Here is a 25,223-nt window from a genome sequence, read left to right on the forward strand (position 1 = left end):
CGTCTACACCGTCTCCGACAAGGCGTCGGACCCCGAGGCACAGGCGCTTGCCGACCGCGAAAATCTCTCCGACCAGTTCGCCGGCATGGTTATCAAGGACGACAACAAGGAAGTGACAGACATCCTGATCGATCTGATCCGCCGCGAGACGCACACCTTCTCGATGAGTTTTGCCCACACATTGGTCGGCCAGCTGTCGACCAGCGTGGGCCTCATCAACAATCCGCAACGTTCCGCGGGATTCAAGGTGCTGAAGGCGCCAGACGTGCCATCCGTGCTGGTCGAGCTCGGCTATCTCTCGAACGCCAAGGACGAGGCGCAGCTCCTCAACGCCGAGTGGCGCGGCAAGGCCGCGCAAAGCATCACCAACGCTGTTGCGCTGTTCGCTTCCGCCCGGGCCGGAACCGGAACCGGGGGCTGACATGCCTCACGGGCACGCGCAACCGGAGGCGGCGTTGCGCGACGACAACACAAGCTGCCTTTATTTCCGGCGCGCGGTCACGAAATCAGGCCTTGCCGTATTTTGTCCACATGGTGGCGACATGGGTTTTCGATTACGGTTTGGGACCCGGCTCGAAAGCTTGCGTGGAAGGCGGCTTCGTTTAGGAAATTCCCGAACCAAGGACTGGAGCGGGTATGATTCGTCTCATTGGCTATTTCTTCGGCATCGGCACGACGCTGGCCCTTCTGGTCGCGGCGGGCGTTGCGATTTACATCAGCCATCTGTCCAAGGATCTGCCCGACTACGAGGTGCTGGCCAAGTATGAGCCGCCGGTGACCACCCGCATCCATGCCTCGGACGGCTCGCTGATGGCCGAATATGCGCGCGAGCGGCGCCTGTACCTGCCAATCCAGGCGATCCCGGATCGCGTCAAGGCGGCGTTCCTGTCGGCCGAGGACAAGAACTTCTACAATCACCCCGGCATCGACGTGACCGGCCTTGGCCGCGCCATCATCGTCAACTTCCAGAATCTTGGCTCGGGCAGGCGTCAGGTCGGCGCCTCCACGATTACCCAGCAGGTGGCAAAGAACTTCCTGTTGACCGCGGACCAGACCTACGAGCGCAAGATCAAGGAGATGATCCTGGCCTTCCGCATTGAGCAGGCCTATCCCAAGGATCGCATTCTCGAGCTCTACCTCAACGAAATCTTCTTCGGCTTCGGCGCCTATGGTGTGGCCGGCGCGGCGCTTACCTATTTCGACAAGTCGGTGAACGAGCTGACCGTGGCCGAGGCCGCTTACCTGGCCTCCCTGCCGAAGGGACCGAACAATTACCACCCCTTCAAGCATGCCGATCGCGCGATTGAGCGCCGTAACTGGGTCATCGACCAGATGGTCGAGAATGGCTACGTCACGCGTGAGGAAGGCAACAAGGCCAAGGCCGAGCCGCTCGGCGTGACGCCACGCCGCACCGGTACCTATCTTTTCGCCGGCGAGTATTTCACCGAAGAGGTGCGCCGCCAGATCATCGCCCGCTATGGCGAGAACGCGCTTTACGAAGGCGGCCTGTCCGTTCGCACGACGCTTGATCCGAAGATACAGCTCATTGCCCGCAAGGCGATGCAGAACGGCCTGTTGAAGTACGATACGCTGCGCGGTTATCGCGGGCCGGTGAAATCAATCGATGTGTCCGGTGACTGGGGTGTGCCTCTGGGCAACGTCAAGGGCCTCGAGGATGTTCCCGAATGGTCGCTCGCCGTCGTGCTCGACAGTTCCGCGACCGGCCTGTCGATCGGCCTGCAGCCCGCGCGCCAGGCGTCTGGCGACATCGTCAAGGAACGTGTCGAAGGGACTGTCAGCAAGGACGACATGGGCTTCGCCATGCGCCATGTGGTTGGCGGCAAGACCGTCAAGGCCAAGTCGCCGGCCGAAGTGCTCAAACCGGGCGACGTCATCTTCGTGCAGAAGAACGAGGGCTCCGACAATGCCTACAGCCTGCGCCAGGTTCCCGAGGTGGAAGGCGGCCTGATCGCGATGGATCCGCATACCGGCCGCGTGCTGGCCATGGTCGGCGGTTTCTCCTACGCCCAGTCCGAGTTCAACCGCGCCACCCAGGCGATGCGCCAGCCAGGCTCTTCGTTCAAGCCGATCGTCTATTCGGCCGCACTCGACAACGGCTATACGCCGGCCTCGGTGATCATGGACGGACCGATCACCATCCAGAGCGGCAACACGACCTGGACGCCGAAGAACTATGACGGCACCGTCGCCGGGCCGGCAACCCTGCGCTCCGGCATCGAGAAGTCACGCAACCTGATGACGGTGCGGCTTGCCAACGACATGGGCATGAAGCTGGTCGTCGAATATGCGGAGCGCTTCGGCGTCTACGATCATCTGGCGCCGTATTTGCCGATGGCGCTTGGCTCCGGCGAGACGACTGTCATGCGCATGGTTTCGGCCTATTCGATCATGGCCAATGGCGGCAAGTCGATCAAGCCGTCGCTGATCGACCGCATCCAGGATCGCTACGGCAAGACGGTGTTCAAGCAGGATGAGCGTGGCTGCGAGGGCTGCAACGCGCCTGAATGGAAGAACCAGCCGGAGCCGGAACTGGTCGACAATTCCGAGCAGGTGCTCGATCCGATGACCGCATACCAGATCACCTCGATGATGGAAGGCGTCGTGCAGCGCGGCACCGGCGCCACCATCGGCGAGCTCGGCCGCCACATCGCCGGCAAGACCGGAACGACCAATGACGAGAAGGACGCCTGGTTCATCGGATTTACGCCCAACCTCGTCGTCGGCCTCTATATGGGCTACGACACGCCGCGCGGCCTTGGCCATGGCGCCACCGGCGGCGGTCTCGCCGCTCCGATCTTCAAGGATTTCATGCGTGTGGCGCTGGACGGCACGCCCAATGTCGACTTCAAGGTTCCCGATGGCATGAGCCTGATCGCCATCAACCGCAAGACCGGCATGCGGGCGACACCGGGTGACCCGGGCACCATCATCGAGGCCTTCAAGCCAGGTACCGGCCCCGCCGACAGCTATTGGGTGATCGGCATGGGCGCCGACGGCTCCAACGCCTCCGGCGGCGCACTATCGCCGCAGGCCAACCAGGCCATTCAGGACGGTGGCGGCGGCCTCTACTGACGGTTCAAATCCCGACCATGGGCCAGCCCGGGGCTGGCCCATTTCGCTTTACACGCGGCAGCACCGTCCCTATGTATCGCGCCGACCAGAGCAATTCCAGGAAAATGCCTAGCGGTTTTCCGTCCGGAATTGCGTCAAACAGAAAAGTTGCAGCGATTCGGCGTTTCCTTCAAACACCGATCCGCTCTAACCGTCACTTTCAGCAACAGGACAAAATACCAGGCCATGCGCGCGGAAACGCAGAATATTGTCGACGAGATCAGGCAGGCGATAACCCTGCTGAGGAGGCATCTTTGACTGGGATCAGGCCATTAAACGGCTTGAATACCTGAATGTCCGTGCCGAGGACGCCAGCCTCTGGAACGAACCGCTGGAAGCGCAGAAGCTGATGCGCGAACGCCAAGGCCTCGAGGAAGGCATAGCGGCGGTCAAGGGCCTGACCCAGGCCCTGGAAGACAATATCGGCCTGATCGAGCTCGGCGAGGAAGAGGGTGACGAGGGCGTCATTGCCGAGGCGGAAGCCGCGATCCGCTCGATGCAGGGCGAGGCGAAGGCCCGCCAGGTCGAGACGCTGCTGTCGGGCGAAGCCGACGCCAACGACACCTATCTCGAAATTCATGCCGGCGCCGGCGGTACCGAGAGCCAGGACTGGGCCTCGATGCTTTTGCGCATGTACACGCGCTGGGCCGAGCGCCGCCGGTTCAAGGTCGAGGTGCTGGAAGTGCATGACGGCGAAGAAGCGGGCATCAAGTCCGCGACATTGCTGATCAAGGGCCACAATGCCTATGGCTGGCTGAAGACCGAATCGGGCGTCCACCGCCTGGTGCGTATTTCACCTTATGACAGCAACGCGCGCCGGCATACGTCCTTTTCCAGTATCTGGGTCTATCCTGTCGTCGACGACACGATCGAGATCGACGTTTCCGAATCGGACGTGCGCATCGACACCTATCGCTCCTCCGGCTCAGGTGGCCAGCACGTCAACACCACCGATTCGGCCGTGCGCATCACCCATATCGCCACGGGCATCGCGGTCGCCTGCCAGGCCGAGCGTTCGCAGCACAAGAACCGGGCAAAGGCTTGGGAAATGCTGCGCTCGCGCCTCTACGAGGAAGAGCTGAAGAAGCGTGAGGCCATCGCCAATGCCACCGAAGCCTCGAAGAGCGACATCGGCTGGGGTCACCAGATCCGCTCCTATGTGCTGCAGCCCTACCAGTTGGTGAAGGACCTGCGCACCGGTGTCGAAAGCACCAGCCCGTCGAGCGTGCTCGACGGCGACCTCGATGAATTCATGGAGGCCTCGCTGTCGCAACGCATCGAGGGCGGCGCGGGCGAAGTGATGGCGGACCTGGATTAGGTCAGCCGATGTCCTGCGACGCAGGCCAGCGAATGACAGTCGCGCATTTGGTTCGCCCTTTTTCACCATTGTCGCGACGAGCTGGCGCTGTGTGAAAGCGCGCTGTGGCTGCCGCGATGGCAGCGCATGGGCCGGCTACGCAGCTATTGCTTGCGCCGGCTCGCATTTCGGCTCACCATTAGAGGTAGGAGGAGGCAAAGCATATATGGCCGGTCGCGGCGTATCTGCTGACGGTTCGGCCACTGGGAAGACACGTTCCGGGAACGGGCAAGCGAAATGCTTGAATCTCGTTTGAAAGGAGCGTTGCCATGTTCTCTGCCGGTTTTAGATCGGCCTTTGCCGTTCCATCGGTTGGCCGGCCTCTCCTGCCTCTGTGTGCTGCCTGCGCGATAGCTGCCCTGACGGCGCCAGCCCTGGCGCATGACGCCAAGCCGACCGCGGCCAAACCGCAAGGCTGGAGCTATCCGTTCGCCTGCTGCGCGAACTACGACTGCCGCGAGGTATCGCAGACCTCGATCAGCGAGCGCCCGGAAGGCTATGTCATCAAGGATACCGGGGAGGTGCTGGCCTACAGCGACAGGCGGATCAAGGATTCGCCCGACGGTGAGTTTCATTGGTGTGCTCACGTGGCCGGTCTCGATGCAGGCAAGACGATCTGCCTGTTTGTGCCGCCGCAGTCTTACTGATGCATGTCGCCTGGGTCCCGGTTCCGGGAGCCCGACAAGCATGAAACAGAGACCTAAAGTGCGTCGCCACAATCCGTTCGAACGCGACACGCTTTAGAGCCGCTGACTGCTGTCCGCGGGCAAAAGCCTGCTGACGGACAGTTGTCAGGATCGCTTCTTTATGGTGCCTTGCCGCGCGGGCGGCGGACAATGGAGAGGTGATGTTCATGACCATCAAGGGAAGCTGCCACTGCAAGGCCACCGCGTTCGAGGTTTCGCAGGCGCCAGAAACGGTGACGCGATGCACCTGTTCGTTCTGCTCGAAACGCGGCTCGCTCTGGGCCTACTACACCCCATCGCAGTTCAAGCTTATTACCCCGATGAAAAACGTGACCTTCTATCAATGGGGCTCGAAGACTGTAAAACATGGTTTTTGCCCGACCTGTGGCTGCGGCACCTTCACGGAAACGCCGGATTGGTCGACTGGCGAGCCGGATTTCGACAATCCGAAGATCAGCGTCAATTCTCGGCTATTCGACGATTTCGATCTCGACAAGGTCGAAGTGGTGGTCATTGACGGCAAGAATCTCTGGTAGCCTTCCAAGCGTCAGTCAGCTCCGGGGAAAAGCTGAGGCAGGCGCTTTTGCCATTCCGCTTTTCGCCGTATTTCATGGTACAAGTCGCGGGAAGGGCTGATTTGGCGCCATCGCAATGGCGTGACTTGGAGAGGGACCATCCTATGAAGAAGACCGTGCTCGTCGTTGTGGCGACGGCTTTGCTCGTGAGCGCCTGCACCACGACCGATCCGTATACCGGCGACCAGAAGATTTCCAACACGGCCGCTGGTGCCGGCCTCGGCGCCTTGGCTGGCGCCAGCCTCGGCCTGCTTGCCGGTGGCAATGATCGCCGCAACGCCTTGATTGGCGCCGGTATTGGTGCACTGGCCGGCGGCGCCATCGGCGCCACCATGGATCAGAACGAGGCCGAGCTGCGCCGCCAGCTTCAGGGCACCGGAGTCAGCGTCACCCGCAGTGGCGACCAGATCATCCTCAACATGCCATCCGACATCACCTTCAATGTCGATCAGGACGCGGTGAAGCCCGGCTTCTATCCGGTGCTGAATTCCGTCGCGCTGGTACTGAAGAAGTTCCGCCAGACGACCGTCGATGTCTTCGGCCATACCGATTCGACCGGCGGCGACCAGCACAATTTCGATCTGTCGCAGCGGCGTGCGCTGGCCGTCGCCAACTATCTGTCCGGTCAGGGCGTCGATTCGCGCCGCTTTGCCGTCACCGGCTTCGGCAAGACGCGGCCTGTCGCATCCAATGCAACGGCCGAAGGCCGCGCCCAAAACCGGCGCGTCGAGATCCAGCTTTCTCCGCTCACCTGAACTGGACGGCATGCGAATGCGAAACGGTCCCATGTGGGGCCGTTTTTGTTTGAGCCGATTTCGGCGCTCTTCAGATTGGCGCGCTGGGGAATTAGCTAGTTCTAAATAGCTGCTTTCCTGCGGCCGTGGAAAGGAATAGCATCGTGGCTGTCCAGAGGGGATGAGGCGGTACAACTGGCCGCGCAATCAGCATTTTCCGCCTCCGTCTTGAACGGCCAGATCAGAAAATCTGGGAGGAATGCATGACAAGAACAGCCTGCCTTGGGCGCTGCGGCGTCCTCGCTTTGACGAGTATTGTAGGCGCATGGTTAGGCGTCGCTTCGGCCGTGGCCGAAGACGCCAACAAGGCCGACATCGACGCCTTGAAAAAATCGCTGGCCAAATATCAGGACTACACCGTCGCCGTTCGCGACCTCTATCTGTCGACAGTCGGCTGCGTCTATTACAGCGGAGAAAAGATACCGGGCGCGATGGACTATCCGAAAGGCGCCATGGGCATCCATTTCGTCAACGCTCAAAGTGTCGGCCAAAAACTCGATCCGATGCGCCCCAATGTGCTGATCTACGAACCGACGAAAAAGGGCTTGCGCCTGGTCGGGGTGGAATGGCTGGTGCCGCTGACGCCGGACATCAAGGAGCCGCCGAAACTGCTCGGCCAAACCTTCCAGGGCCCGATGGAGGGACACTACCCGCTCATTCCGAGGGAGTTCGTCCACTACGATCTTCACGCTTGGCTGTTCAGGGACAATCCGAACGGCATGTTCAGCCCGACGAACCCGAACGTGAAATGCAACAAGGCCGAGTTTCCGATGCTGGAGAAACCGACCAAGATGGTGCCTGGACCGATGTAACAGGCAAGTCAGAGCTAATGCATGTCGCCAGAAGTGGTCCCTTGGGAGCACGACATGGAGGAAACAAAGGCCTAAAGCGCGTCGCCTGACTCGGTTCACACGCGACGCGGCTAGACGCCTGCCGGCAGGGCAAGCCGGATGGCCGGCTTGCTTTCAATCGTTCGGCGATCAGACCTTGGCGACGATGCGCATGAAGGCCGGCATGTCGTCGCCGAAGCCGACGGTGCTATCATTGTCTTCCTGATGCTGGCGGGCAGGGCGGTTGCGCTGGGGCCTGGTGTCACCGCGCTCCGGTGCTCGATCCGAGGACGTCTTGCGCTCGGTGTTTTCCGAACGGATCGCATCCTTGCGCGCGCGCCGTTCGACAATGTCGGCCACGGCCGACTCGGGTGCATCGGGCTGTTCGCTCTGCTGGGCAACCGCGGCCGGGGCATCTTCCTCGCTGCGTCGGGCACGACGTTCGCCGCCTCGCTTGCGCTCGCCATTGTCCTTGCGATCATGGGCCTTGCGGTCCTCGTCCTTGCGGCCGGCACGACGCGGCGCGCCTTTGCCACGGCGCGGAGCATCATCCTCGCTCTCGCTGGCAACAACCGTCGACAGGTCGCCGTCATGCCACTCGATCTTGGTGCCGATCAGCCGTTCGATGGCGTCGATATACTTGGTGTCGGACTTGGTCGCGATGGTGAAGGACTTGCCCGAGCGACCAGCGCGGCCGGTGCGGCCAATACGGTGGACATAATCCTCGGCATGGATCGGAACGTCGTAGTTGAAGACGTGGCTGACGTCGGGGATATCGAGGCCGCGCGCGGCCACGTCCGAAGCGACGAGATAGCGCAATTTGCCGTCTCGGAAATTAGCCAGCATCTGCATGCGCGCGCGCTGGTCCATGTCACCATGCAGTGCGCCGGCATCGAAATCATGCTTCAGCAGCGAGCGGAACAGCTCCGACACCTCGACCTTGCGGTTGCAGAAGATGATGGCGTTCTTCAGTTCCGCGTCTTCGGCCTTTATCAGGTTGCGCAGCGTCTCGCGTTTGTCCCATGGCTTGGAGCCGGATTTCACCAGCCGCTGCGTAATATTGGTGGCGGTGGAGGCTGCCTTGGAAACCTCGACACGCACCGGGGCATGCAGGAATTTCTCCGTCAGCTTGGTGATCTCGGGCGGCATGGTCGCCGAGAAGAACAGCGTCTGCCGGGTGAACGGGATCATCTCGCAGATGCGCTCGATATCGGGAATGAAGCCCATGTCGAGCATGCGGTCGGCCTCGTCGATGACAAGGATCTCGACACCATTGAGCAGCAGCTTGCCACGTTCGCGGTGGTCGAGCAGGCGGCCCGGCGTCGCGATCAGCACGTCGGCGCCGCGTTCCAGCTTCTTGTCCTGCTCGTCGAACGACACGCCGCCGATCAGCAGCGCAATGTTGAGCTTGTGGTTCTTGCCGTATTTGACGAAGTTTTCCTCGACCTGTGCGGCGAGTTCGCGCGTCGGCTCCAGGATCAGCGTGCGCGGCATGCGGGCGCGGGCGCGGCCCTTTTCCAGCCGGGTCAGCATCGGCAGCACGAAGGAGGCCGTCTTGCCGGTGCCGGTCTGGGCAATACCCAGCACGTCCTTGCCGAGCAAGGCGTGCGGGATGGCGCCGGCCTGAATCGGAGTCGGCTGCGTGTAGCCGGCATCGGTGACTGCGGAAAGCACCTTCGGCGACAGGCCGAGGTCTGAAAAGGTCAACGCTTCTTGAGCGATCGTGGTGTCTGAGGACAAGTGTTGTCGTCTTTGGCTGGTTCGGGGAGGCGCAACGTCATTCGTCGCGGCAAGCGCCGCGCGCCTGCAAAGTTGGTATGCGATTAGGCGCAAGTCCACGATTTGTCAACAGAAACAGGCGGGATTGGCGCGATTGTGAAGTCGTAACCTTAATCGCGATGCTTAATCCGGCCGCTTCTCTCTGTGCCGGCTCAGTAACGGAACTGTTCAGCCAGGATGCGTTCGTTCCAGGAATGGTTGGGATCGAACAGCAAGGTCGCTGTGGCTGTCGGCGATTCCCGCACTGTCACGGAAGTCACCGCCTTGACCTCCGTGTGGTCGGCGGCGGCGTTCACCGGCCGCTTTTCAGGCTCCAGAATGTCGAAGCGCACGGTCGCCTTGTTGGAGAGCAACGCACCACGCCAGCGGCGCGGGCGAAACGGGCTGACCGGCGTAAGCGCCAGAAGCGGAGCGTCGAGCGGCAGGATCGGGCCGTGCGCGGAAAGATTGTAAGCGGTCGATCCCGCAGGCGTGGCGATCATTACGCCATCGCAGCTCAGTTCCTCGAGCCGTATCTGGTCGTCGACACTGATGCGGATCTTGGCCGTCTGATAGGATTGGCGCCACAGCGCCACTTCGTTGATCGCCAGCGCCGACACCGTTTCGCCTTCCGAGGTGACGGCCTGCATTTCGAGCGGGCGGATCGTTTCAGCGACCGCGGCCGCGATGCGCTCGGTGAGCCCTCCGGACCGGTACTCATTCATCAGGAAGCCGATGGTGCCACGGTTCATGCCGTAGACCTTCTTTCCCGTTCCCATCGTGTCGCGCAAAGTCTGCAGCAGGAAGCCGTCGCCGCCCAAGGCCACCACAACGCCCGCGTCCGCGACCGAACACTGACCATAGCGCCTCGTCAGGCTTTCCAGCGCCGCCTTGGCGTCTGCTGTGTCGGACGAAACGAAGGCGATGCTGTTGGCGGCTGTGCTCATGGCTCCCCGATCGCGACCGATTGGCGAGATTCCGGCCGCGCCAGCGCCGGGGTAGCATGGGCGGGCGGGTCTGCAAAGAGAGCCGGTATGTCGGCCAGCGAAACTGCGCCGGGCTGCGTCGCCAAAGCCGGTAGCTCGCGCTTCATGTCAAAGCGCGAGCGAATGTGATGGTTAAGGCGGGGCTTAAACTCTCGTAAACGCGGATCGATCATGTTAGCCGGCATGGGCAGCGTGGGGCGCCCGCAGCACCGCTGTATCCTTCGGGATGGTCAAATGGAGGCTGCGGCACTTTTGATCGTGCGCATGATTCCTGGAAAATCCTCATACCCGGGACATGCGCCAGCCAGACGAGGCCGACACATTGCCGGTAACACGCCTGATCGTCGTTTTTGTCATGCTGGGTAGCTTCGCGCTGGTCTTCGCCGAGCTTGTGCGCCAGTCGGAAGCAATGAGCACCAGACCATTACCCACGGCGTCACGCTGCGGCGATGCCGCAGGGATGCCTTGCCCGCAAAGAGCGCTCTAGGTCGCGAAAGCACGATCGTCCATCCACGCCATGGAACCGCCGCCGATGCTCGGCATGTCTTGCCTGCTGCTGGATCGCCTGCGGTCTTGGCGGAAACCGAGGAATCGAGGGCCAGACTATCGGATTTCGCTTCCCGCCAACAGCCGCGGCCGAGCCTGCGCCGCCATTCTGTCAGCGGCTCGCCGCCTGGAAAGTGCAGGGCATCTGATTAGGTCGCGGTAGTGCCGGCGAAAAGATATTGACTGTATAGTTAGTTATAATTTAGCCTCGGGGATAACCGAGTTGGCCAGCCGGCATTTGCCTGTGAATGGCCGCGAAGAGGGAAATATCTCGACAGCCGTCCGGCCCATCATCGGGACGAAAGGCGTCAACAGGCTTGTTCATCGCAGGAAATGGACCTGAGGCGGCGACGCGGCCGGTCCCAACAATGGGAGCACTAGCATGAACTGGAAACTGACAGCGGCGGCCGTTGGGCTATCGCTTTTCGCCGTAACAGGCATTGCCCGCGCCGATGGCGAACTCAACATCTACAACTGGGGCAACTACACCAGCCCGGACCTGATCAAGAAGTTCGAGGAGACCTACAAGGTCAAGGTCACCGTCACCGATTACGACTCCAACGACACCGCGTTGGCCAAGGTCCGCCAGGGCGCGTCCGGCTACGATATCGTGGTGCCGTCGGCCAGCGCCGTCCCGGTCTGGATCAGCGAAGGCCTGTTGCTCGAGACCGATCCCAGCAAGATGGAGAATTTCAAGAATGTCGATCCGCGATGGGTCGATGTCCCATTCGATCCGGGCCGCAAATACACCGTTCCGTGGCAGTGGGGGACAACGGGCATTTCGGTGAACAAGTCGGTTTATGCCGGCGACCCGAACACCTCTGCGATCTTCCTCGACCCGCCGCCGGAACTCGCCGGCAAGATCAACGTCGTCCCCGAAATGGGCGATATCCTGTTCCTCGCCATCGCCTACGAGGGCGGCAAATATTGCACCGACGACATGCAAGTGCTGAAGAAGGTGCACGACAAGCTGGTCGAGGCGAAGGCGAAATGGCTTTCGCTCGACTATGCGGCCGTCGACGGCCTGGGCAGGGGCGACATTGCCGCCGGCGTCAACTGGAATGGCATATCGCTGCGCGAGCGGCTGCAGAACGACAAGATCGTCTACGGCTATCCGAAGGAAGGCTTTCCGATCTGGATGGACAATGTCGCCGTCCTCAAGGACGCCAAGAATGTCGAGAACGCCAAGCTTTTCCAGAATTTCATCATGGACCCAAAGAATGCCGCGATGATCTCGGCCTTCGCGCGCTACTCCAATGGCATCAAGGGATCCGACGCTTTCATGCCGGACGACATGAAGGCCGCGCCTGAAGTGGCAATTCCGGCCGAATTTGCCGCCAAGGGCCAGTTCATGCAGGCCTGTCCGCCGAATGTGCAGGCGCTCTACACGAAAATCTGGACCGACCTCCAGAAATAGCGCTGCCAGCCGACTCCGGGAACAGCCACCGGGCCGCAACGCGCGGCCCGGCCACCTTCATGCCAAGTGCGGTCTCTTGATCGCGGGAGACTTCCGATGTCCGATCTCGACCTTTGCTACATGCCGGCCCATGAGGCGCTGCGGCTGTTCAAGGCGAAGAAACTCTCGCCCGTCGAATTGATGCGGGCCACCATTCGCCGCGCCGAAGCCACCAGATCGGCGATCAACTGCTTCACGTTCACGCATTTCGAGGAGGCGATGGAGCTGGCCGCCAAGGCCGAGGCGAAATACGCCAAAGGCGCCAGAACCGGTGCGCTCGAGGGCCTGCCGATCGGCATCAAGGACGAGAGCTACATCAAGGGCAAGCCGACGTCGCACGGTTCGCTGCTGTCGAAAGATGCCATTGGCGGCCACACCTCGACCATGAATGAGCGCATCATCAAGGCCGGCGGCATCGTCCACGCGCGTACCGCGACGCCAGAATTCAGCTGCGCCGGCTATACCTGGTCGAAGCGATGGGGCGTCACGCGCAATCCATGGAACCCGGACTTCACTCCGGGCGGTTCATCGGGCGGCGCGGCGGCGACGCTGGCTTCGGGCACCTCCTCGATCGCGACGGGATCCGACATTGGCGGGTCGATCCGCATTCCCGCATCGGCTTGCGGCCTTGTCGGCTTCAAGCCGCCCTACGGTCGAAACCCGGATGATCCGCCCTTCAATCTCGACTTCTACTGCCACACGGGACCGTTGGCGCGCACCGTGAAGGACGCGATCCTGCTGCAGAACGTCATGGCCGGGCCAAGCCCGCTCGACATCGCGACGCTTCGCCCCAAATTGCGCCTGCCGTTCGACTACAAGCCGATCCAGGGCTGGAGGATCGCTTTCTCCATGGATCTCGGCTCCTATGAGGTGAATCCGGAGGTTCGCAAGAACACGCTTACCGCGTGCGACGTCTTCCGGTCGCTGGGCGCCACTGTCGAGGAGGTCGATCTGGGCTGGGGCGATGAGGTGCTCAAGGCCGCCATGATGTATCTCGAGCATCTGTTCGGCGCGTCGCTGTCGCAACTGCTCCAACGGCACGCCGACGACATGACCAGCTATGCCCGCAAGTTCGCCGAGGACGGGCAAAAGTCGAAGGCCACGGATTTTGTCGCAACACTGGATGTCGCCGGCAGGATGTACCAGACCCTTGGCCCGTTGCTGGAAAAGTATGACGTGCTCATTTGCCCGACAAACGCTATCCCGGCGGTTCCGGCGGAGTTCGACCAGACCAGGGACACTGTCGAGATCAACGGGAAGCAGGTGAACCCGTCGCTGGGCTGGGTGATGACGACGCCGTTCAACATGATGAGCCGCTGCCCGGTTCTTTCCATACCGTCTGGCCACGCCGCCAACGGCGTGCCGACAGGCATCCAGATCGTCGGCCGCACCTACTGCGATGCTGACGTTTTCCGGGCCGGGCTGGCCTATGAAACGGCTCGGGGGCAATGGTATGGAAATGCCGGGACACGCCCGTCGCTTTAAGCGGTTTGGGGGATGAGCCGGCGGTCCGTATGGCAAAGCAATCCGTGCGGCGAAATATTTCCGCCACGGGTCCGAAAGGGCTGACGAAAATGGCGCAGCGCAAGGCAACCGCAAAGCCGGAGAAACGCAAGGCCGCGCCGACGAAGGGCAGGGACTCGGCAAACGATGCCCCGCCCAGGGACCGTCGGCGCGAACGCGGCGAAGCGAGCGTCCAGCGCATCATCGACGCGACCATCGAGCTCATCGCGGAGGAGGGCCTGGCGAGTGTCACCATGCAGCGCATCGCCGAACATGTCGGCTCGTCCAACGCGCTGGTCGTCTTCCACTTTGGCAGCAAGGAGAACTTGTTCCGGGCCGTCCTGCAATATCTCAGCGATCAGTATGACGAGCTGTGGTTCAACCTGGTGCGGGCGCCCGGCCTCTCGCCGGTTGACAGGCTGCTGGGCGCCGTCGAATGCGCGCAACGTTTTGCCCGGCAGCATCCGAAATGGGTGTCGGTCTTCGTCGTGTTCTCCAGCGACCGCAAGAGCATGCAGATCTACAATGAGATTGGCCTGCCCAGTGACCTCGCCTACACCGCCGAAGCGCGCGAGCTGTTGATCGAGATAGCGCGCAACGGCGCCTATACGGGTGTTGACATAGACACCCTGTCGGAGAGTCTGAATTATCTGGTTCATGGTGCGTGGTACTGGGATCATCTGAACCCTTCCGGGCGCGATACCGACGTTCTGCGCAAGACCATGCTGCTCCTGCTGCATCAGGCATTTCCGCGACATTTCGAATTGATGCGTTGAGCCCGTTAGGGGCGCTGCCGCAAATGGCAGCCGGCCTGGCGCTTCCGCGCCAGATACTCGTCGATCAACTGTCGGTAGCGTACCTTGCCGAAGCTGGGGAAATGGCCGCCATGCACGACCGAGACATCGAGGTCGCGCATGGCGATCAGCGTGGCCATATAATCCGGGATGTCCGAGTGGTAGACGTCGTCGATCAGCGGGCCGTCATAGATGATGTCACCGGACAGCAGGATGCCGGTCTTTCTCTCGTAGAGCGCGATGCCGCCAGGCGAATGGCCCGGCGTATGGACGACCTCGAAGGCACGGTCACCGAGATCCACAATGTCGCCATGCTCGAGCAGACGGTCGGCCGGCGCGGGTAAAATGTCGTAACGCGCGGTGTCCCAGCCTTGCGGCAGCCGATCGAACATTTCGTCGGTGGCGTAGCGGTCGGCAACCGTCCATTCGCTGCGCGGATCGGCGAGGATTTCCGCCTCGGCGCTGTGCACGCAACGGTCGGGAAATTCGTGATGGCAGCCGATATGGTCGAAATGCGTGTGGCTGGCGACGCAGGTGAGCTTGCGCTCCGTCACCAAAGGCACATGCGTGCGCAGGCTGAAATGGCCGAGCCCGGTGTCGAAGAGGAGGTCACGGTCTCGACCGCGCACATGCCACATGTTGCAGCGGAAGAAGGGTTTGATCCATGGTTCATGGATCAGCGTGACGCCGTCGGCCATGCGGATGGTCTCGTACCAGTCTGCCGCGTCGATAGCTGGAAGCACACTCATGTCTCAGTCCGCCAGCTGGATGATGTCGTCAGCGTTGCACGAAACCACGACAGTGTCGCCTGCCTGAACAGTTGTGGATGCGGGTGCCCTGGCGATGAACTGCAGTGCCGGATCCAACGCCGAAGTCGCCAGCACGCGTTTGAAGCTGCCTTGGAAGACGACATCGCTGACTTTGGCGGCACCCAGCGCAATATCGCTTTTGGTCTCACCAAGGCGCAGGTGTTCCGGCCGGATAGCAAGCGCAATGCCGGTACCGGCCGGCTGAGCGCCGGACAGCGAGATCGCACCCGCTGGCGTCGAAACCGTGATTGCACCGTTTGTCGCTTTCATCACCGTTCCGGCAAGGATCGTGCTTTCGCCCATGAAGGTCGCCGAAAAGCGCGTCGCCGGCCTGGCATAGACACGCTCGGGCGGGCCTTCGTCCTCGATACGCCCATCATTCATGACCACGCAGTGGTCGGCCAGCGCCATCGCTTCCTCCTGGTCGTGGGTGACATGGATGAAGGCGGTGCCGACGCGCTTCTGGATCGCCTTCAACTCGTCCTGCATTTGCCGCCGCAGTTTGAGATCGAGCGCACCGAGCGGTTCGTCGAGCAAAAGTACCGCCGGCTCGATGACCAGCGCACGCGCCAGCGCGACGCGCTGCCGCTGGCCGCCGGAAAGCTGGTGCGGCTTCTTGTCGAAGGCGGAGGCAAGGCCTACCAGCGCCAGCGCCTCGCGCGCCCGGGCGGCGCGTGTTGCGCCATCGACGCCCTGCATACGCAGGCCGAAGCCGACATTGCCGCCGACGCTCATATGCGGAAACAGCGCGTAGTCCTGGAACACGGTTGTCGTCGGCCGCTTGGCCGGCGGCACCGATGTGCAGTCCTCGCCACGGATAAAGACTTTGCCTTCGCTTGGGGTGACGAAGCCGCCCAGTATGGACAGCAGCGTCGTCTTGCCGGAGCCCGACGGCCCGAGCAGGATCGTATAGCTGCCGGGCTCGATCCGCAGCGAGACGTTCTTCAGTACGGCCAGCTGCCCGAAACGGTGCGAGACACTGCGGATGTCGACCAGGGGCGCGGTCATGGCTTTCTCCTGCGCAGCAAAGTCAGTTCGAACAGCACCACCAGCACGATGGAAACGGCAAAGACCAGCGAACCGACGGCATTGGTTTTTGGATTGAGGCCGGAGCGCAGCAGGTTCCAGATTTCCACGGGCAATGTGGTGTCGAAACGAGTGAGTAGGAAAGAGATCACGAACTCGTCCCAGGAGAAGGTCATCGACAGGAAGAAGCCGGCGAAGATGGCCGGCGCCATGACCGGCACGGTGATGAGGAGCAGCACCTTCCACTCCGGCGCGCCGAGGTCGCGCGCGGCACGCTCGATGTTGATCTGGTGGTCGCCCATCTGGCTGTAGATGATGGCGAAGCAGAGCGGCAGGTTGATCACGACATGGCCAATACCGGCGGCGAGCAGCGACTTCGGCACGCCGGCCCAGTTGAATAGCACCAGAAGGCCCATGCCGATGATGAGATAGCTGACCGTCAGCGGCAGCGTGATCAGGCCGCGCAGCACACCCGAGCCCGGCAGCACGAAGCGGGCGAAGCCCCAGGCCGAGAGGAAGCCGAGCGTAACGGCTGTCGCCGAGGAAAGCACCGCGACCAGCAGCGAATTGACCAGCGCCGAGGTCAGCCTGGCGTCGGAGAGCACGGCATCGTACCAGCGCAGCGACGGGCCGGTGAAGGGCGGGATGGGGAAGGAGGTCGACTGCAGCGAGAACAGCACCAGCACGACAACCGGCAGGAAGATGAAGCCGTAGACGGCAAGCGCATAGACCCAGGAAATGACGCGGACAGACCGGCGCATGTCAGGCCCGCTCGATCTTCAGCCAGCGCGCGCAGGCGAGGTAGGCGATGGTCACCACCGCCATCAAGATAATAGACAGCGCCGAGGCCAGCGGAAAATCGCCGCGCCGGCCGATCTGCATCATCACCAACTGCGGCATCAGAAGCTCGTTGTTGCCGCCGAGAATCTGCGGCGTGATGTAGTCGCCGATGCACAGCACGAAGGTCAGGAAGGCGCCGACCATGATGCCGGGCAAGGTCAGCGGCAGGATGACGTGCAGGAAGGTGCGCACCGGTCCGGCGCCGAGATCGGCGGCCGCCTTGCGATAGCTCGGGCTGAGCTGCTTGAGGTTGGCGAAAATGGTCAGCGTCAACAGCATGACGAAGAAATGCACGAAGCCGGTGACCGTGGCCAAACGCGTGTTGGCGAGCTGCAGCGGCTCCGAGATCAGGCCCGAACCTATCAGCGCGCGGTTGATGACGCCGTTCTGCGCCAGCACCAGCAGCCAGGAATAGGAGCGCACGACATAGGACGTCCAGAACGGCAGCACGGCCAGCATCAGCGCCAGGCGCTGCCAGCGCTCCGGCACCTGTTCGGCCAGGATCCAGGCGAAGGGGTAGGCGAGCAGCACCGAAACCACGGTGACGATTGCCGTGACCTGCAGCGAGTTCACCATCGCCTGCCAGTAGGAAGGGTTGGTGAAGAACTGGCTGTAGTTGGCGAGGGTGAAACCGCCGCCCTCATGCGTTGTCAGGCTGGAAAGCCCCATGGCGGCGAAGGGCAGCACGAAGAACAGCAGCGTCCAGCCGAGCGCGGGCATGACCAGCACCCAGGGCAGGGTGCGACCCGCCCGGGGCCGAGGACGCCCGTTGTTTTCAGTTGTGCTCATGAGCGGAGATCGCTCACTTTGCCTGCAGCATTTCGGTCCACATGTCCTGCATCTTCTTGTCGAGGTCGGCATTGGGCGCCGGATAGGCTTGCGCACGAGCCAGGAAGCCCGGCTGCTCGTCGAATCGCAGAACCTTCTTCTGGTCGTCGGTGAGCGCGGCCTTGGTGTTCGACGGCATGCCCCAATAGCAGGACGATGTGGCAAGCCGCGCCTGGCCCTCGGGGCTCAGTATGTACTGGATAAACTTCAGCGCCATGTCCTTGTTCTTGGAATCCTTGAACATGGCCAGCGACTGCGACCACAGCACCGCGCCCTCTTTCGGGATGGAGAAATCCAGCGCTGGGTTCTCCTTCGCCAGTCCCGCCGTCACCCACTCGCCGCCGCCGACCAGTATGTCGACTTCACCCGTGGCGAGCGCGGTCTGACTGGCGGTTACTTCGCCGACCAGCTTGGCATTGGCCTTCATCTTCAGGAGCTCTTCCTTGAGGGCGGGCAGGTCGGCCTCGGTGAGATCAGCCGTCTTCTTGCCGATGGCCAGCGCCGCCATGCCGATGACCGGCAGGTAATAGTCGTATATGGCGACCTTGCCCTTGTACTTGTCGCTGGTCAGCGACGCCAAAGACTGCATGTCGGCCGGATCGACCTTGGTCTTGTTGAAGCCGATCGTGTTGTAGCCGAACTTTTCGGTGATGCCGTAGCGCTTGCCGTCGATCATCGTCGACTTGTCCATCTTCACTTGCGGGAAAAGGTCGGCGAAGGGCAGCTTGTCTTCCGGCAGTGGCTCGAACAGGCCCTTCTCGACGCCGCGCGGCACGTCGATGGAATCGATCACCATCACGTCCCAGTCGCCGGGCTGCGATTGCTCGACGATGGCGAGACCAGCGCCGGTGCCCTCGAACTCCTTGACGTTGACCTTGACGTTGTTGGCTTCCTCGAAGGGCTGGAGCAGCGCCGGATCGGAATGGTCGCACCAGATCAGCGCGTTGAGATCGGCGGCCTCGGCGAGGCTGCCGCCCCCAAGCAACAGGGCCGCGGCGGCGCAAGCTCGATGCAGATGGCGTTTCAGGCCAGAAAGCGGATTCGCGGATTTGACGGACATCGAGTGTTCTCCCTTGCCTTTGTGGCTTCTTGCAAAAAATTGAACCAATTCTAAAATTGAGTCAATTCTGTTTTTGTGGCAAGAGGCCGACATGAGCGGATTGCGGGCAAGGCAAAAGGCGGACCGTCACAGGCGCATCATCGAGGCGGCGGCGGCGCTTTTCCGCGAGACCGGTTACGAGGGGGCCAAGATCGAGACGATAGCAGCGCAAGCCGAAGTCTCGATCGGCACGATCTACAATTACTACCAGAACAAGGGCGACATCCTCGGTGCCATCGTCTCGCTAGAGGTCAACGAGGTCCTCAATGCTGGACGCGGTGTCGTTGCCAACCCGCCGGCCAATATCGGTGATGCGCTGGACATGCTGGTCGGCATCTATATCGAGCACTCCCTGCATTATCTCAGCAAGGAGATGTGGCGGCAGGCGATGGCGATCTCGACGCAGCTGCCAGACAGCCCTTTCGGGCAGGCCTACAGCGCGCTCGACCGATCGCTGACCGAGCAGATAAGCGCACTGATCGCCCGGTTGCAGGCGCTCGGCCTGGTACGTCAGGACATCGACGGGGCGTCACTCGGCGAACTGATCTTCAACAACATGAACATGATGTTCATCGAGTTCGTGAAACGCGAGAAGGCAGGGATACCGGAATTGCGCGCGGCGATAAGGCGGCAGAACCGGATATTGGTGGCGGCGATCGGGGTGTGAAACTAACTGTCAGGAGCAGGCAGCAGAAATCGCCGCTTCGGCATCCGACGTGCCTTCTCGCGAGCTTCACCTCTTGAGTTGAATTTAAAATCTGATACAACCTGAAGGGGCATAAAAGGGGGATAAAGATGTCGTTTTCCATCTGGCATTGGGCAATAGTACTGTTGCTGATCGGCGTGCCTGTTTTCTTTGCCGTCCGGTCAGCCGCGAAGCCATCACAGAATCCAGCGACACTTGCGGGTTTCGGCGGCTGGTTGATGCTGCTGGCGATCGGTCAGACATTGTCACCGCTGCGTACGATCGCGGAATTGGCCAATTCGGTCGAAGGTTACCAGCAACTCGTGACCCTGCCGAACGGGGCTCTGGCGGCGTATGGCGAAGTTGCCCTCAATCTGGCGTTTCTGGCGCTTCAGCTGGTCGTGCTGGTTTCGATGCTGAGACGAAGCCACCGCTTCCCGCAATTGTTTCTGTTCCAGTGGTTTGCAATTCCGCTCGTGTTCATCCTGGACACGATCTGGATCTCATCGATTTTGGGCGTCTCGGTGAACCAAGCGCTTGCAGGCGATGCATTGGTGGCACCCATAGCCTCGTTTGTGGTGACGGGCCGCTTATCTCCACAGGTCGATCAGGGTGAGAAATACGTTCACCGGGACGAACGTGTCTGCCCAAATCGCGAGCGCCTCGTAGAGGGGAGCGCCTGTGGTCGAATACAGTTTTGGGCTGCTGGGTCGTACACGTTAGGAACTGGTGCCCCCGGCAGGAATCGAACCCGCGACCTTCGGTTTACAAAACCGCTGCTCTACCAGCTGAGCTACAAGGGCATGGCGCCCCGTTAGCATATTTGTCGCGCCAGTAAAGACAAAACTCCGTTTTTCGGCTTCGTGCCCTGGTCGATGACGCGTGGGCCCCACGCTGAAATCCGCAAACGTGCTTCCTACATGTAAGGCAGGTGCAATCGCTTCGAACTGGAGTGTCGCATGATCAGGCTTGTCATCATTCTTCCGATCGTCGTCATCGCCTGGATGCTGCTGGTGAAGCTCATCAGTGACGTGAAGAAGGCCAATGTCGACTGGACCGGCGTGACCACCATCATCGGCTTCATCGCGCTCGCCTTCTGGCTTCGCCATATCACCGGCATGGGATGAGGTCAGGAAGTAGTCAGTAGTCAGTAGTCAGTAGTCAGTAGTGACCCGACGTTCGTGATCCTGTCTTCACTACTCACCACTCGCTTTTTCCGGCTCAGCCGAAAAATCTCCCGGCCTTCGAACCTTTTGCCGCCCTCCGTCGACTGATCTCCAGAGGCGAATGGTCGCCTCGGTCAAGGATCCAGGAGATCATCATGTTCAAGCGCACGCTCACTTCCGCTCTCGTAGCCATTTTCGTCGCCACAGGCGCGCTGGCCGCCACGGTTCAGACGTCGTCAGCTTACGGTATGCACCACCATCATCATTACGAGGATTGGTCGTACTATTCAGACTACCCTGATTACCCGGATTACTGGTGGCACCATCATCACCACCACCATCATCACCATCACATCATCGTCTACTGAACATAGCCTGACGGTGCGATCGAAGAAGGGCGGCTTCGGCCGCCCTTCTTGCGTCCGCGTGCCGCCATGCGCCGATTTCATCGTTGATGACTGGCGCCACGTGGCCACGTCGAGCTGGCCGATATTTGTCCGCCCGAAAAATCTTTCGAACCTTTTTCCTTGTCACTGCGACAGATGATCAAGAGGCGGATGGATCGCCTCGGTCAATGAACCAAGGAGATCGTCATGTTCAAGCGCATACTCGTTTCCGGCCTCGTCGCCACCACTGTCGCCGCCACCGCTTTGGTCGGCACCGTTCAGCCCTCGGCGGCTCACTCGCATCACCACGACCTCGGCATCGGCATCGCTGCCGGCGTTGGCGGTTTCGTCCTCGGCAGCCTTCTCGCCCAGCAGCAGCCGCGAACTGTCTATGTCGACGAAGATGGCGGTTCCTGGCATGTACGCCGCTGCTTCGAACGCTACTCGAGCTACGATCCGGACTCCGACACCTATATCGGCCACGACGGCTACAGCCACTACTGCCGGCTTTAAGAGGAGGTGTGCCAACACAGGCAAGAGGGGCTGCACGCGGCCCCTTTTCCTCGTTTGAACGGCGGAAGGTCGCGTTTAGAGACTAGCCTTCAGTTTGGAGTCCAGGATCGCCAATCCGGCGGCACGGCAGGTGTCGCCGATGAGGAGGCTCGCATTCGGTGACTGGTCACCCATCGCGACGAGTTCGAAGCTGCTTCCCGCGTCCGGATAGATCTTGGCAGCGAAAGGTTCGTCGGTGCCATGGTCGCCGGACGATTTCTTGACGCTGACATGGCCGCAGACCACGATCTCCCGGTGGCCGTTGAGGATCCGCTCGCCGGCAAGCACCGTTTCGAACCTGGCGGAGGCAGGGTCCTCCAGGCGCTGGCGAATGCCGGTGGTGACGATCTCCTCCAGGGCAAGCGAGATCGGGATCGGATTGACGCGCTGGTCCCCAGGATCGGGTTTGGGCGCTACCGCCACGCATCCGCAAAGCGAAGCGGCAAGCAGAAGCGGAACCGTTTTCCTCATGCCTGCCCTTTTTCCAATCACGCCGCTTGTCGTCGGCCTTTGGCGCGGCAACCCACGATGTATAGGCATTTGATGCGCGTCCAGCGGGCCAAACTCCTATCAGCGACAAGAGCGCGCTGCAGCCGATCAACCCGTTGTTCCGCCGATCATTCTGGTCACCTCGGCGGCCGCGTTGCGCACCATCGGGCCGATTTCGGCCAGCCGCTCCGGCGTCACCCGCACGGTCGGGCCCGACACCGAGACGCCACCGATCGGTTCGCCGAACTCGTTGAAGATGGCCGCCGCCACGCAGCGCATGCCGGGGTGCCGTTCCTCGTCGTCGACCGACCAGCCGCGCTGCTTGATCGTCGCCAGGTCGTGGGCGAGGGCAGGGATATCGGAGAGCGTCTTGTCGGTGAAACGCTGCAGGCCGGCCTTGCGCAGGATGGTCCCGACGCGCTCCGGTTCGAGATGCGCCAGCACCGCCTTGCCGATACCCGACGCATGGAAGGGGCTGCGCGTGCCCGGACGGAAGAAGGCGCGGATCGCCTGGTGCGTCTCGACCTGGCTGACGAACACCACGCAATCATCTTCGGCGACACCGAGATTGGCCGTTTCACCGGTGTTTTCCATCAATTCCTGCATGACGATGCGGGCGCGGTCGACCAGCTTGCGGCGGCGCAGGAATGCCGCGCCCATGCGGTAGGTCTCGACACCGATCGACCACAGCTGGTCGCCCGTGTCGAACTCGACCATGCCGCGGTTTTGAAGCGTCGTCAGCATGCGGTAGACGGTGGAGGCCGCAAGCCCGCTCCGCGCCGACACCTCGCTCAGCGACAGGCCGCTACCCTCGGCGACGATGGCCAGGATCCGCAAGGCCCGATCGAGCGATTGCACTGAATTGGCCTCGGATGGCCCGTTGAAGGCGCGCGGACGGCCGCGCTGGCGTTTTTCGGCGGTTTCCATCGCACCATTGTCACCGATTTCGTCGAACAAGGAAATGAAAAAGTTTTCCACCGCTATCGGCGGGAAAATTCCTGAAAAACCGGAAGGCAAATGAAATCAAAGCGTAGCGGCCTTTTTCTAGAAATGAAAAAATATTCTGAAAAAATTGAAAAATAGCCGGCTTGCTGACATCCTTAGCCAATCCAACAATGACAACCCCTTGGAGGGCCGGAAAATGGCCAGAATGCGCGCTGTCGATGCCGCGGTTCTCGTTCTCGAAAAAGAAGGCATCTCCTGCGCCTTCGGCGTGCCGGGCGCGGCGATCAATCCGCTCTATTCGGCGCTGAAGGCGAGGGGCACGATCCGCCATGTCCTGGCCCGTCACGTCGAGGGCGCCTCGCACATGGCCGAAGGCTACACCCGTGCAAAGGCGGGCAATATCGGGCTCTGCATCGGCACCTCGGGTCCGGCCGGTACCGACATGATCACCGGTCTCTATTCGGCTGCCGCCGATTCCATTCCGATCCTGTGCATCACCGGGCAGGCGCCGCGTGCGCGGCTCAACAAGGAGGATTTCCAGGCCGTCGACATCGCCGCGATCGCGTCGCCTGTCGCCAAATGGGCGGTCACAGTCATGGAACCCTATCTGGTGCCGATGGCGCTGCAGAAGGCATTCCATCTGATGCGTTCGTCGCGGCCGGGCCCAGTGCTGATCGACCTGCCGGTCGACGTCCAACTGGCCGAGATCGAGTTCGACATCGAGGCCTATGAGCCGCTGATGCCATTCAAACCGGCGATGACGCGCGCGCAGGCCGAAAAGGCGCTGACCATGCTCAATGCCGCCGAAAAGCCGCTGATCGTCGCCGGTGGCGGCATCATCAATGCCGATGCGTCGGATCTGCTGATCGAATTCGCCGAAATCACGGGCGTGCCGGTCATCCCGACGCTGATGGGCTGGGGCGCGATCCCCGACGACCATCGTCTGATGGCCGGGATGTGCGGGCTGCAGACCTCGCACCGCTACGGCAATGCGACAATGCTGGAAGCCGACTTCGTCTTCGGCATCGGCAACCGCTGGGCCAATCGCCACACCGGCTCGGTCGACGTCTACACCAGGGGCAAGAAATTCATCCATGTCGACATCGAGCCGACGCAGATCGGCCGCGTCTTCGCGCCGGATCTCGGTGTCGTCTCGGATGCGGGTGCCGCATTGAAGGTGCTGCTCGACGTCGCCACCGAGTGGAAGACGGCTGGCAAATTGCGCGACTGGTCGGGCTGGGCGAGGGAGTGCCAGGGTCGCAAGAGGACGATGAAGCGCAAGACCCATTTCGAGCAGGTGCCGCTGAAGCCGCAGCGTGTCTATGAGGAGATGAACAAGGCGTTCGGCCGCGACGTCACCTACGTCACCACGATCGGCCTGTCGCAGATTGCCGGCGCGCAGTTCCTGCATGTCTACAAACCGCGCAACTGGATCAATTGCGGCCAGGCCGGCCCGCTTGGCTGGACGCTGCCGGCAGCGCTTGGCGTTCGCGCCGCTGATCGGGACCGCACCATCGTGGCGCTGTCGGGCGACTATGATTTCCAGTTCATGATCGAGGAACTGGCGGTCGGCGCGCAGCACAAGCTGCCCTACATCCACGTCGTCGTGAACAACGCCTATCTCGGCCTGATCCGCCAGGCACAGCGCGGCTTCTCGATGGACTATGAGGTGAGCCTCGCCTTCGAGAACATCAACCGTGCCAACGATCCCGAGGCCGGCTATGGCGTCGACCATGTCGCCGTTGCCGAGGCGATGGGCTGCAAGGCGGTCAGGGTGCGCAAGCCCGACGAATTCGCCGCCGCCTTCAAGCAAGCGCAGCGGCTGGTGAAGGAACACCAGGTCCCGGTCGTGCTCGAATTCATCCTCGAACGCGTCACCAACATCTCGATGGGCACCGAGATCGACAAGATCACCGAATTCGAGGACCTTGCCGAACGTCAGGAAGACGCGCCGACGGCGATCGTGATGCTCGACTGAGAA

At 61.7% G+C, this 25,223-nt stretch carries 24 protein-coding genes, 1 tRNA gene and 1 pseudogene; 16 read left to right on the top strand and 10 right to left on the bottom strand.

What is annotated here, in order from left to right:
• The 7 genes from FJ934_RS11395 to FJ934_RS11425 all read left to right on the top strand — a co-directional run.
• The coding region (locus tag FJ934_RS11395; protein WP_181165587.1) for an N-acetylmuramoyl-L-alanine amidase at positions 1–421 on the top strand (421 nt) is incomplete at its 5' end.
• 215 nt (positions 422–636) lie between these two features.
• Positions 637–3,093, top strand: coding sequence for a penicillin-binding protein 1A (locus FJ934_RS11400; protein ID WP_140609739.1), 2,457 nt, complete (start codon positions 637–639; stop codon positions 3,091–3,093).
• Between the two features lie 225 nt (positions 3,094–3,318).
• Positions 3,319–4,450 (top strand): peptide chain release factor 2 gene (gene prfB, locus FJ934_RS11405; RefSeq protein ID WP_140609740.1). Its coding sequence is split into 2 segments (ribosomal slippage): positions 3,319–3,384 and positions 3,386–4,450, totalling 1,131 coding nucleotides; the frame shifts between segments, so codons are not numbered across the junction.
• A gap of 308 nt (positions 4,451–4,758) precedes the next feature.
• A complete protein-coding gene (locus FJ934_RS11410) occupies positions 4,759–5,136 on the top strand; it encodes a hypothetical protein (protein WP_140609741.1) in 378 nt (125 codons plus the stop codon).
• 206 nt (positions 5,137–5,342) lie between these two features.
• Complete coding sequence (locus FJ934_RS11415; RefSeq protein ID WP_140609817.1) at positions 5,343–5,711, top strand: GFA family protein; 369 nt, start codon at positions 5,343–5,345, stop codon at positions 5,709–5,711.
• Between the two features lie 143 nt (positions 5,712–5,854).
• Positions 5,855–6,505, top strand: coding sequence for an OmpA family protein (locus FJ934_RS11420; protein WP_140609742.1), 651 nt, complete (start codon positions 5,855–5,857; stop codon positions 6,503–6,505).
• Positions 6,506–6,747: 242 nt separating this feature from the next.
• Positions 6,748–7,356 carry a hypothetical protein gene (locus tag FJ934_RS11425; RefSeq protein WP_140609743.1) on the top strand — a complete coding sequence of 203 codons (609 nt, stop codon included), beginning with the start codon at positions 6,748–6,750 and terminating at the stop codon, positions 7,354–7,356.
• Positions 7,357–7,524: 168 nt separating this feature from the next.
• Here the strand turns inward: FJ934_RS11425 and FJ934_RS11430 are convergent, their stop codons facing one another.
• Positions 7,525–9,114: a DEAD/DEAH box helicase gene (locus FJ934_RS11430; protein ID WP_181165588.1), complete on the bottom strand. Its 1,590-nt coding sequence runs from the start codon at positions 9,112–9,114 to the stop codon at positions 7,525–7,527.
• A 191-nt stretch (positions 9,115–9,305) separates the two neighbouring features.
• Complete coding sequence (locus FJ934_RS11435; RefSeq protein ID WP_140609744.1) at positions 9,306–10,079, bottom strand: NAD kinase; 774 nt, start codon at positions 10,077–10,079, stop codon at positions 9,306–9,308.
• Positions 10,080–11,046: 967 nt separating this feature from the next.
• Between FJ934_RS11435 and FJ934_RS11445 the strand changes: the two genes are divergently transcribed.
• From FJ934_RS11445 to FJ934_RS11455, 3 genes are all read left to right on the top strand, one after another.
• Positions 11,047–12,081: an extracellular solute-binding protein gene (locus FJ934_RS11445; protein ID WP_140609746.1), complete on the top strand. Its 1,035-nt coding sequence runs from the start codon at positions 11,047–11,049 to the stop codon at positions 12,079–12,081.
• Between the two features lie 96 nt (positions 12,082–12,177).
• The gene (locus FJ934_RS11450) at positions 12,178–13,605 is read left to right on the top strand and encodes an amidase (RefSeq protein WP_140609747.1); all 1,428 of its coding nucleotides are present in this window, start codon (positions 12,178–12,180) and stop codon (positions 13,603–13,605) included.
• A gap of 29 nt (positions 13,606–13,634) precedes the next feature.
• The gene (locus FJ934_RS11455; protein ID WP_246671486.1) at positions 13,635–14,399 is read left to right on the top strand and encodes a TetR/AcrR family transcriptional regulator; all 765 of its coding nucleotides are present in this window, start codon (positions 13,635–13,637) and stop codon (positions 14,397–14,399) included.
• 5 nt (positions 14,400–14,404) lie between these two features.
• On the opposite strand, the gene FJ934_RS11460 is transcribed toward FJ934_RS11455, so the two are convergent.
• The 5 genes from FJ934_RS11460 to FJ934_RS11480 are packed head-to-tail and all read right to left on the bottom strand — an operon-like array spanning position 14,405 to position 18,980.
• Positions 14,405–15,166, bottom strand: a complete 762-nt coding sequence (locus FJ934_RS11460) for an MBL fold metallo-hydrolase (RefSeq protein ID WP_140609748.1) — start codon at positions 15,164–15,166, stop codon at positions 14,405–14,407.
• A gap of 3 nt (positions 15,167–15,169) precedes the next feature.
• Positions 15,170–16,234 carry an ABC transporter ATP-binding protein gene (locus tag FJ934_RS11465; protein WP_140609749.1) on the bottom strand — a complete coding sequence of 355 codons (1,065 nt, stop codon included), beginning with the start codon at positions 16,232–16,234 and terminating at the stop codon, positions 15,170–15,172.
• Entirely contained in the window at positions 16,231–17,013 is a 783-nt protein-coding gene (locus tag FJ934_RS11470; protein WP_140609750.1) for an ABC transporter permease, read from the bottom strand. The genes FJ934_RS11465 and FJ934_RS11470 overlap by 4 nt, the downstream gene beginning before the upstream one ends.
• 1 nt (position 17,014) lies before the next feature.
• Positions 17,015–17,881: an ABC transporter permease gene (locus FJ934_RS11475; RefSeq protein ID WP_140609751.1), complete on the bottom strand. Its 867-nt coding sequence runs from the start codon at positions 17,879–17,881 to the stop codon at positions 17,015–17,017.
• 13 nt (positions 17,882–17,894) lie between these two features.
• Positions 17,895–18,980 carry a spermidine/putrescine ABC transporter substrate-binding protein gene (locus tag FJ934_RS11480; protein WP_140609752.1) on the bottom strand — a complete coding sequence of 362 codons (1,086 nt, stop codon included), beginning with the start codon at positions 18,978–18,980 and terminating at the stop codon, positions 17,895–17,897.
• Between the two features lie 91 nt (positions 18,981–19,071).
• Between FJ934_RS11480 and FJ934_RS11485 the strand changes: the two genes are divergently transcribed.
• Positions 19,072–19,686: a TetR/AcrR family transcriptional regulator gene (locus FJ934_RS11485; RefSeq protein WP_140609753.1), complete on the top strand. Its 615-nt coding sequence runs from the start codon at positions 19,072–19,074 to the stop codon at positions 19,684–19,686.
• A gap of 257 nt (positions 19,687–19,943) precedes the next feature.
• A pseudogene (locus FJ934_RS28355) lies at positions 19,944–20,219 on the top strand (DUF2569 family protein); the annotation flags it as partial.
• 212 nt (positions 20,220–20,431) lie between these two features.
• Here FJ934_RS28355 and FJ934_RS11495 read toward each other — a convergent pair.
• Positions 20,432–20,507 (bottom strand) — tRNA-Thr (locus FJ934_RS11495).
• Positions 20,508–20,663: 156 nt separating this feature from the next.
• On the opposite strand from FJ934_RS11495, the gene FJ934_RS11500 reads away from it, so the two are divergent.
• The 3 genes from FJ934_RS11500 (at position 20,664) to FJ934_RS11510 (ending at position 21,769) form a co-directional block, all read left to right on the top strand.
• Positions 20,664–20,831 carry a hypothetical protein gene (locus FJ934_RS11500; protein ID WP_081850636.1) on the top strand — a complete coding sequence of 56 codons (168 nt, stop codon included), beginning with the start codon at positions 20,664–20,666 and terminating at the stop codon, positions 20,829–20,831.
• Between the two features lie 194 nt (positions 20,832–21,025).
• On the top strand, positions 21,026–21,238 hold the full coding sequence (locus FJ934_RS11505) for a hypothetical protein (RefSeq protein ID WP_140609754.1): 213 nt from the start codon (positions 21,026–21,028) through the stop codon (positions 21,236–21,238).
• 225 nt (positions 21,239–21,463) lie between these two features.
• Entirely contained in the window at positions 21,464–21,769 is a 306-nt protein-coding gene (locus FJ934_RS11510) for a BA14K family protein (RefSeq protein ID WP_140609755.1), read from the top strand.
• Positions 21,770–21,844: 75 nt separating this feature from the next.
• On the opposite strand, the gene FJ934_RS11515 is transcribed toward FJ934_RS11510, so the two are convergent.
• Entirely contained in the window at positions 21,845–22,279 is a 435-nt protein-coding gene (locus FJ934_RS11515) for a hypothetical protein (protein WP_140609756.1), read from the bottom strand.
• Between the two features lie 126 nt (positions 22,280–22,405).
• Positions 22,406–23,224, bottom strand: coding sequence for an HTH-type transcriptional regulator BhcR (gene bhcR / locus FJ934_RS11520; protein WP_140609820.1), 819 nt, complete (start codon positions 23,222–23,224; stop codon positions 22,406–22,408).
• 214 nt (positions 23,225–23,438) lie between these two features.
• Between bhcR and gcl the strand changes: the two genes are divergently transcribed.
• Positions 23,439–25,220, top strand: a complete 1,782-nt coding sequence (gcl, locus tag FJ934_RS11525) for a glyoxylate carboligase (RefSeq protein WP_140609757.1) — start codon at positions 23,439–23,441, stop codon at positions 25,218–25,220.
• Positions 25,221–25,223 lie beyond the last annotated feature (3 nt).

It is taken from the genome of Mesorhizobium sp. B2-4-12 (assembly GCF_006441575.1).
Classification (GTDB): domain Bacteria; phylum Pseudomonadota; class Alphaproteobacteria; order Rhizobiales; family Rhizobiaceae; genus Mesorhizobium.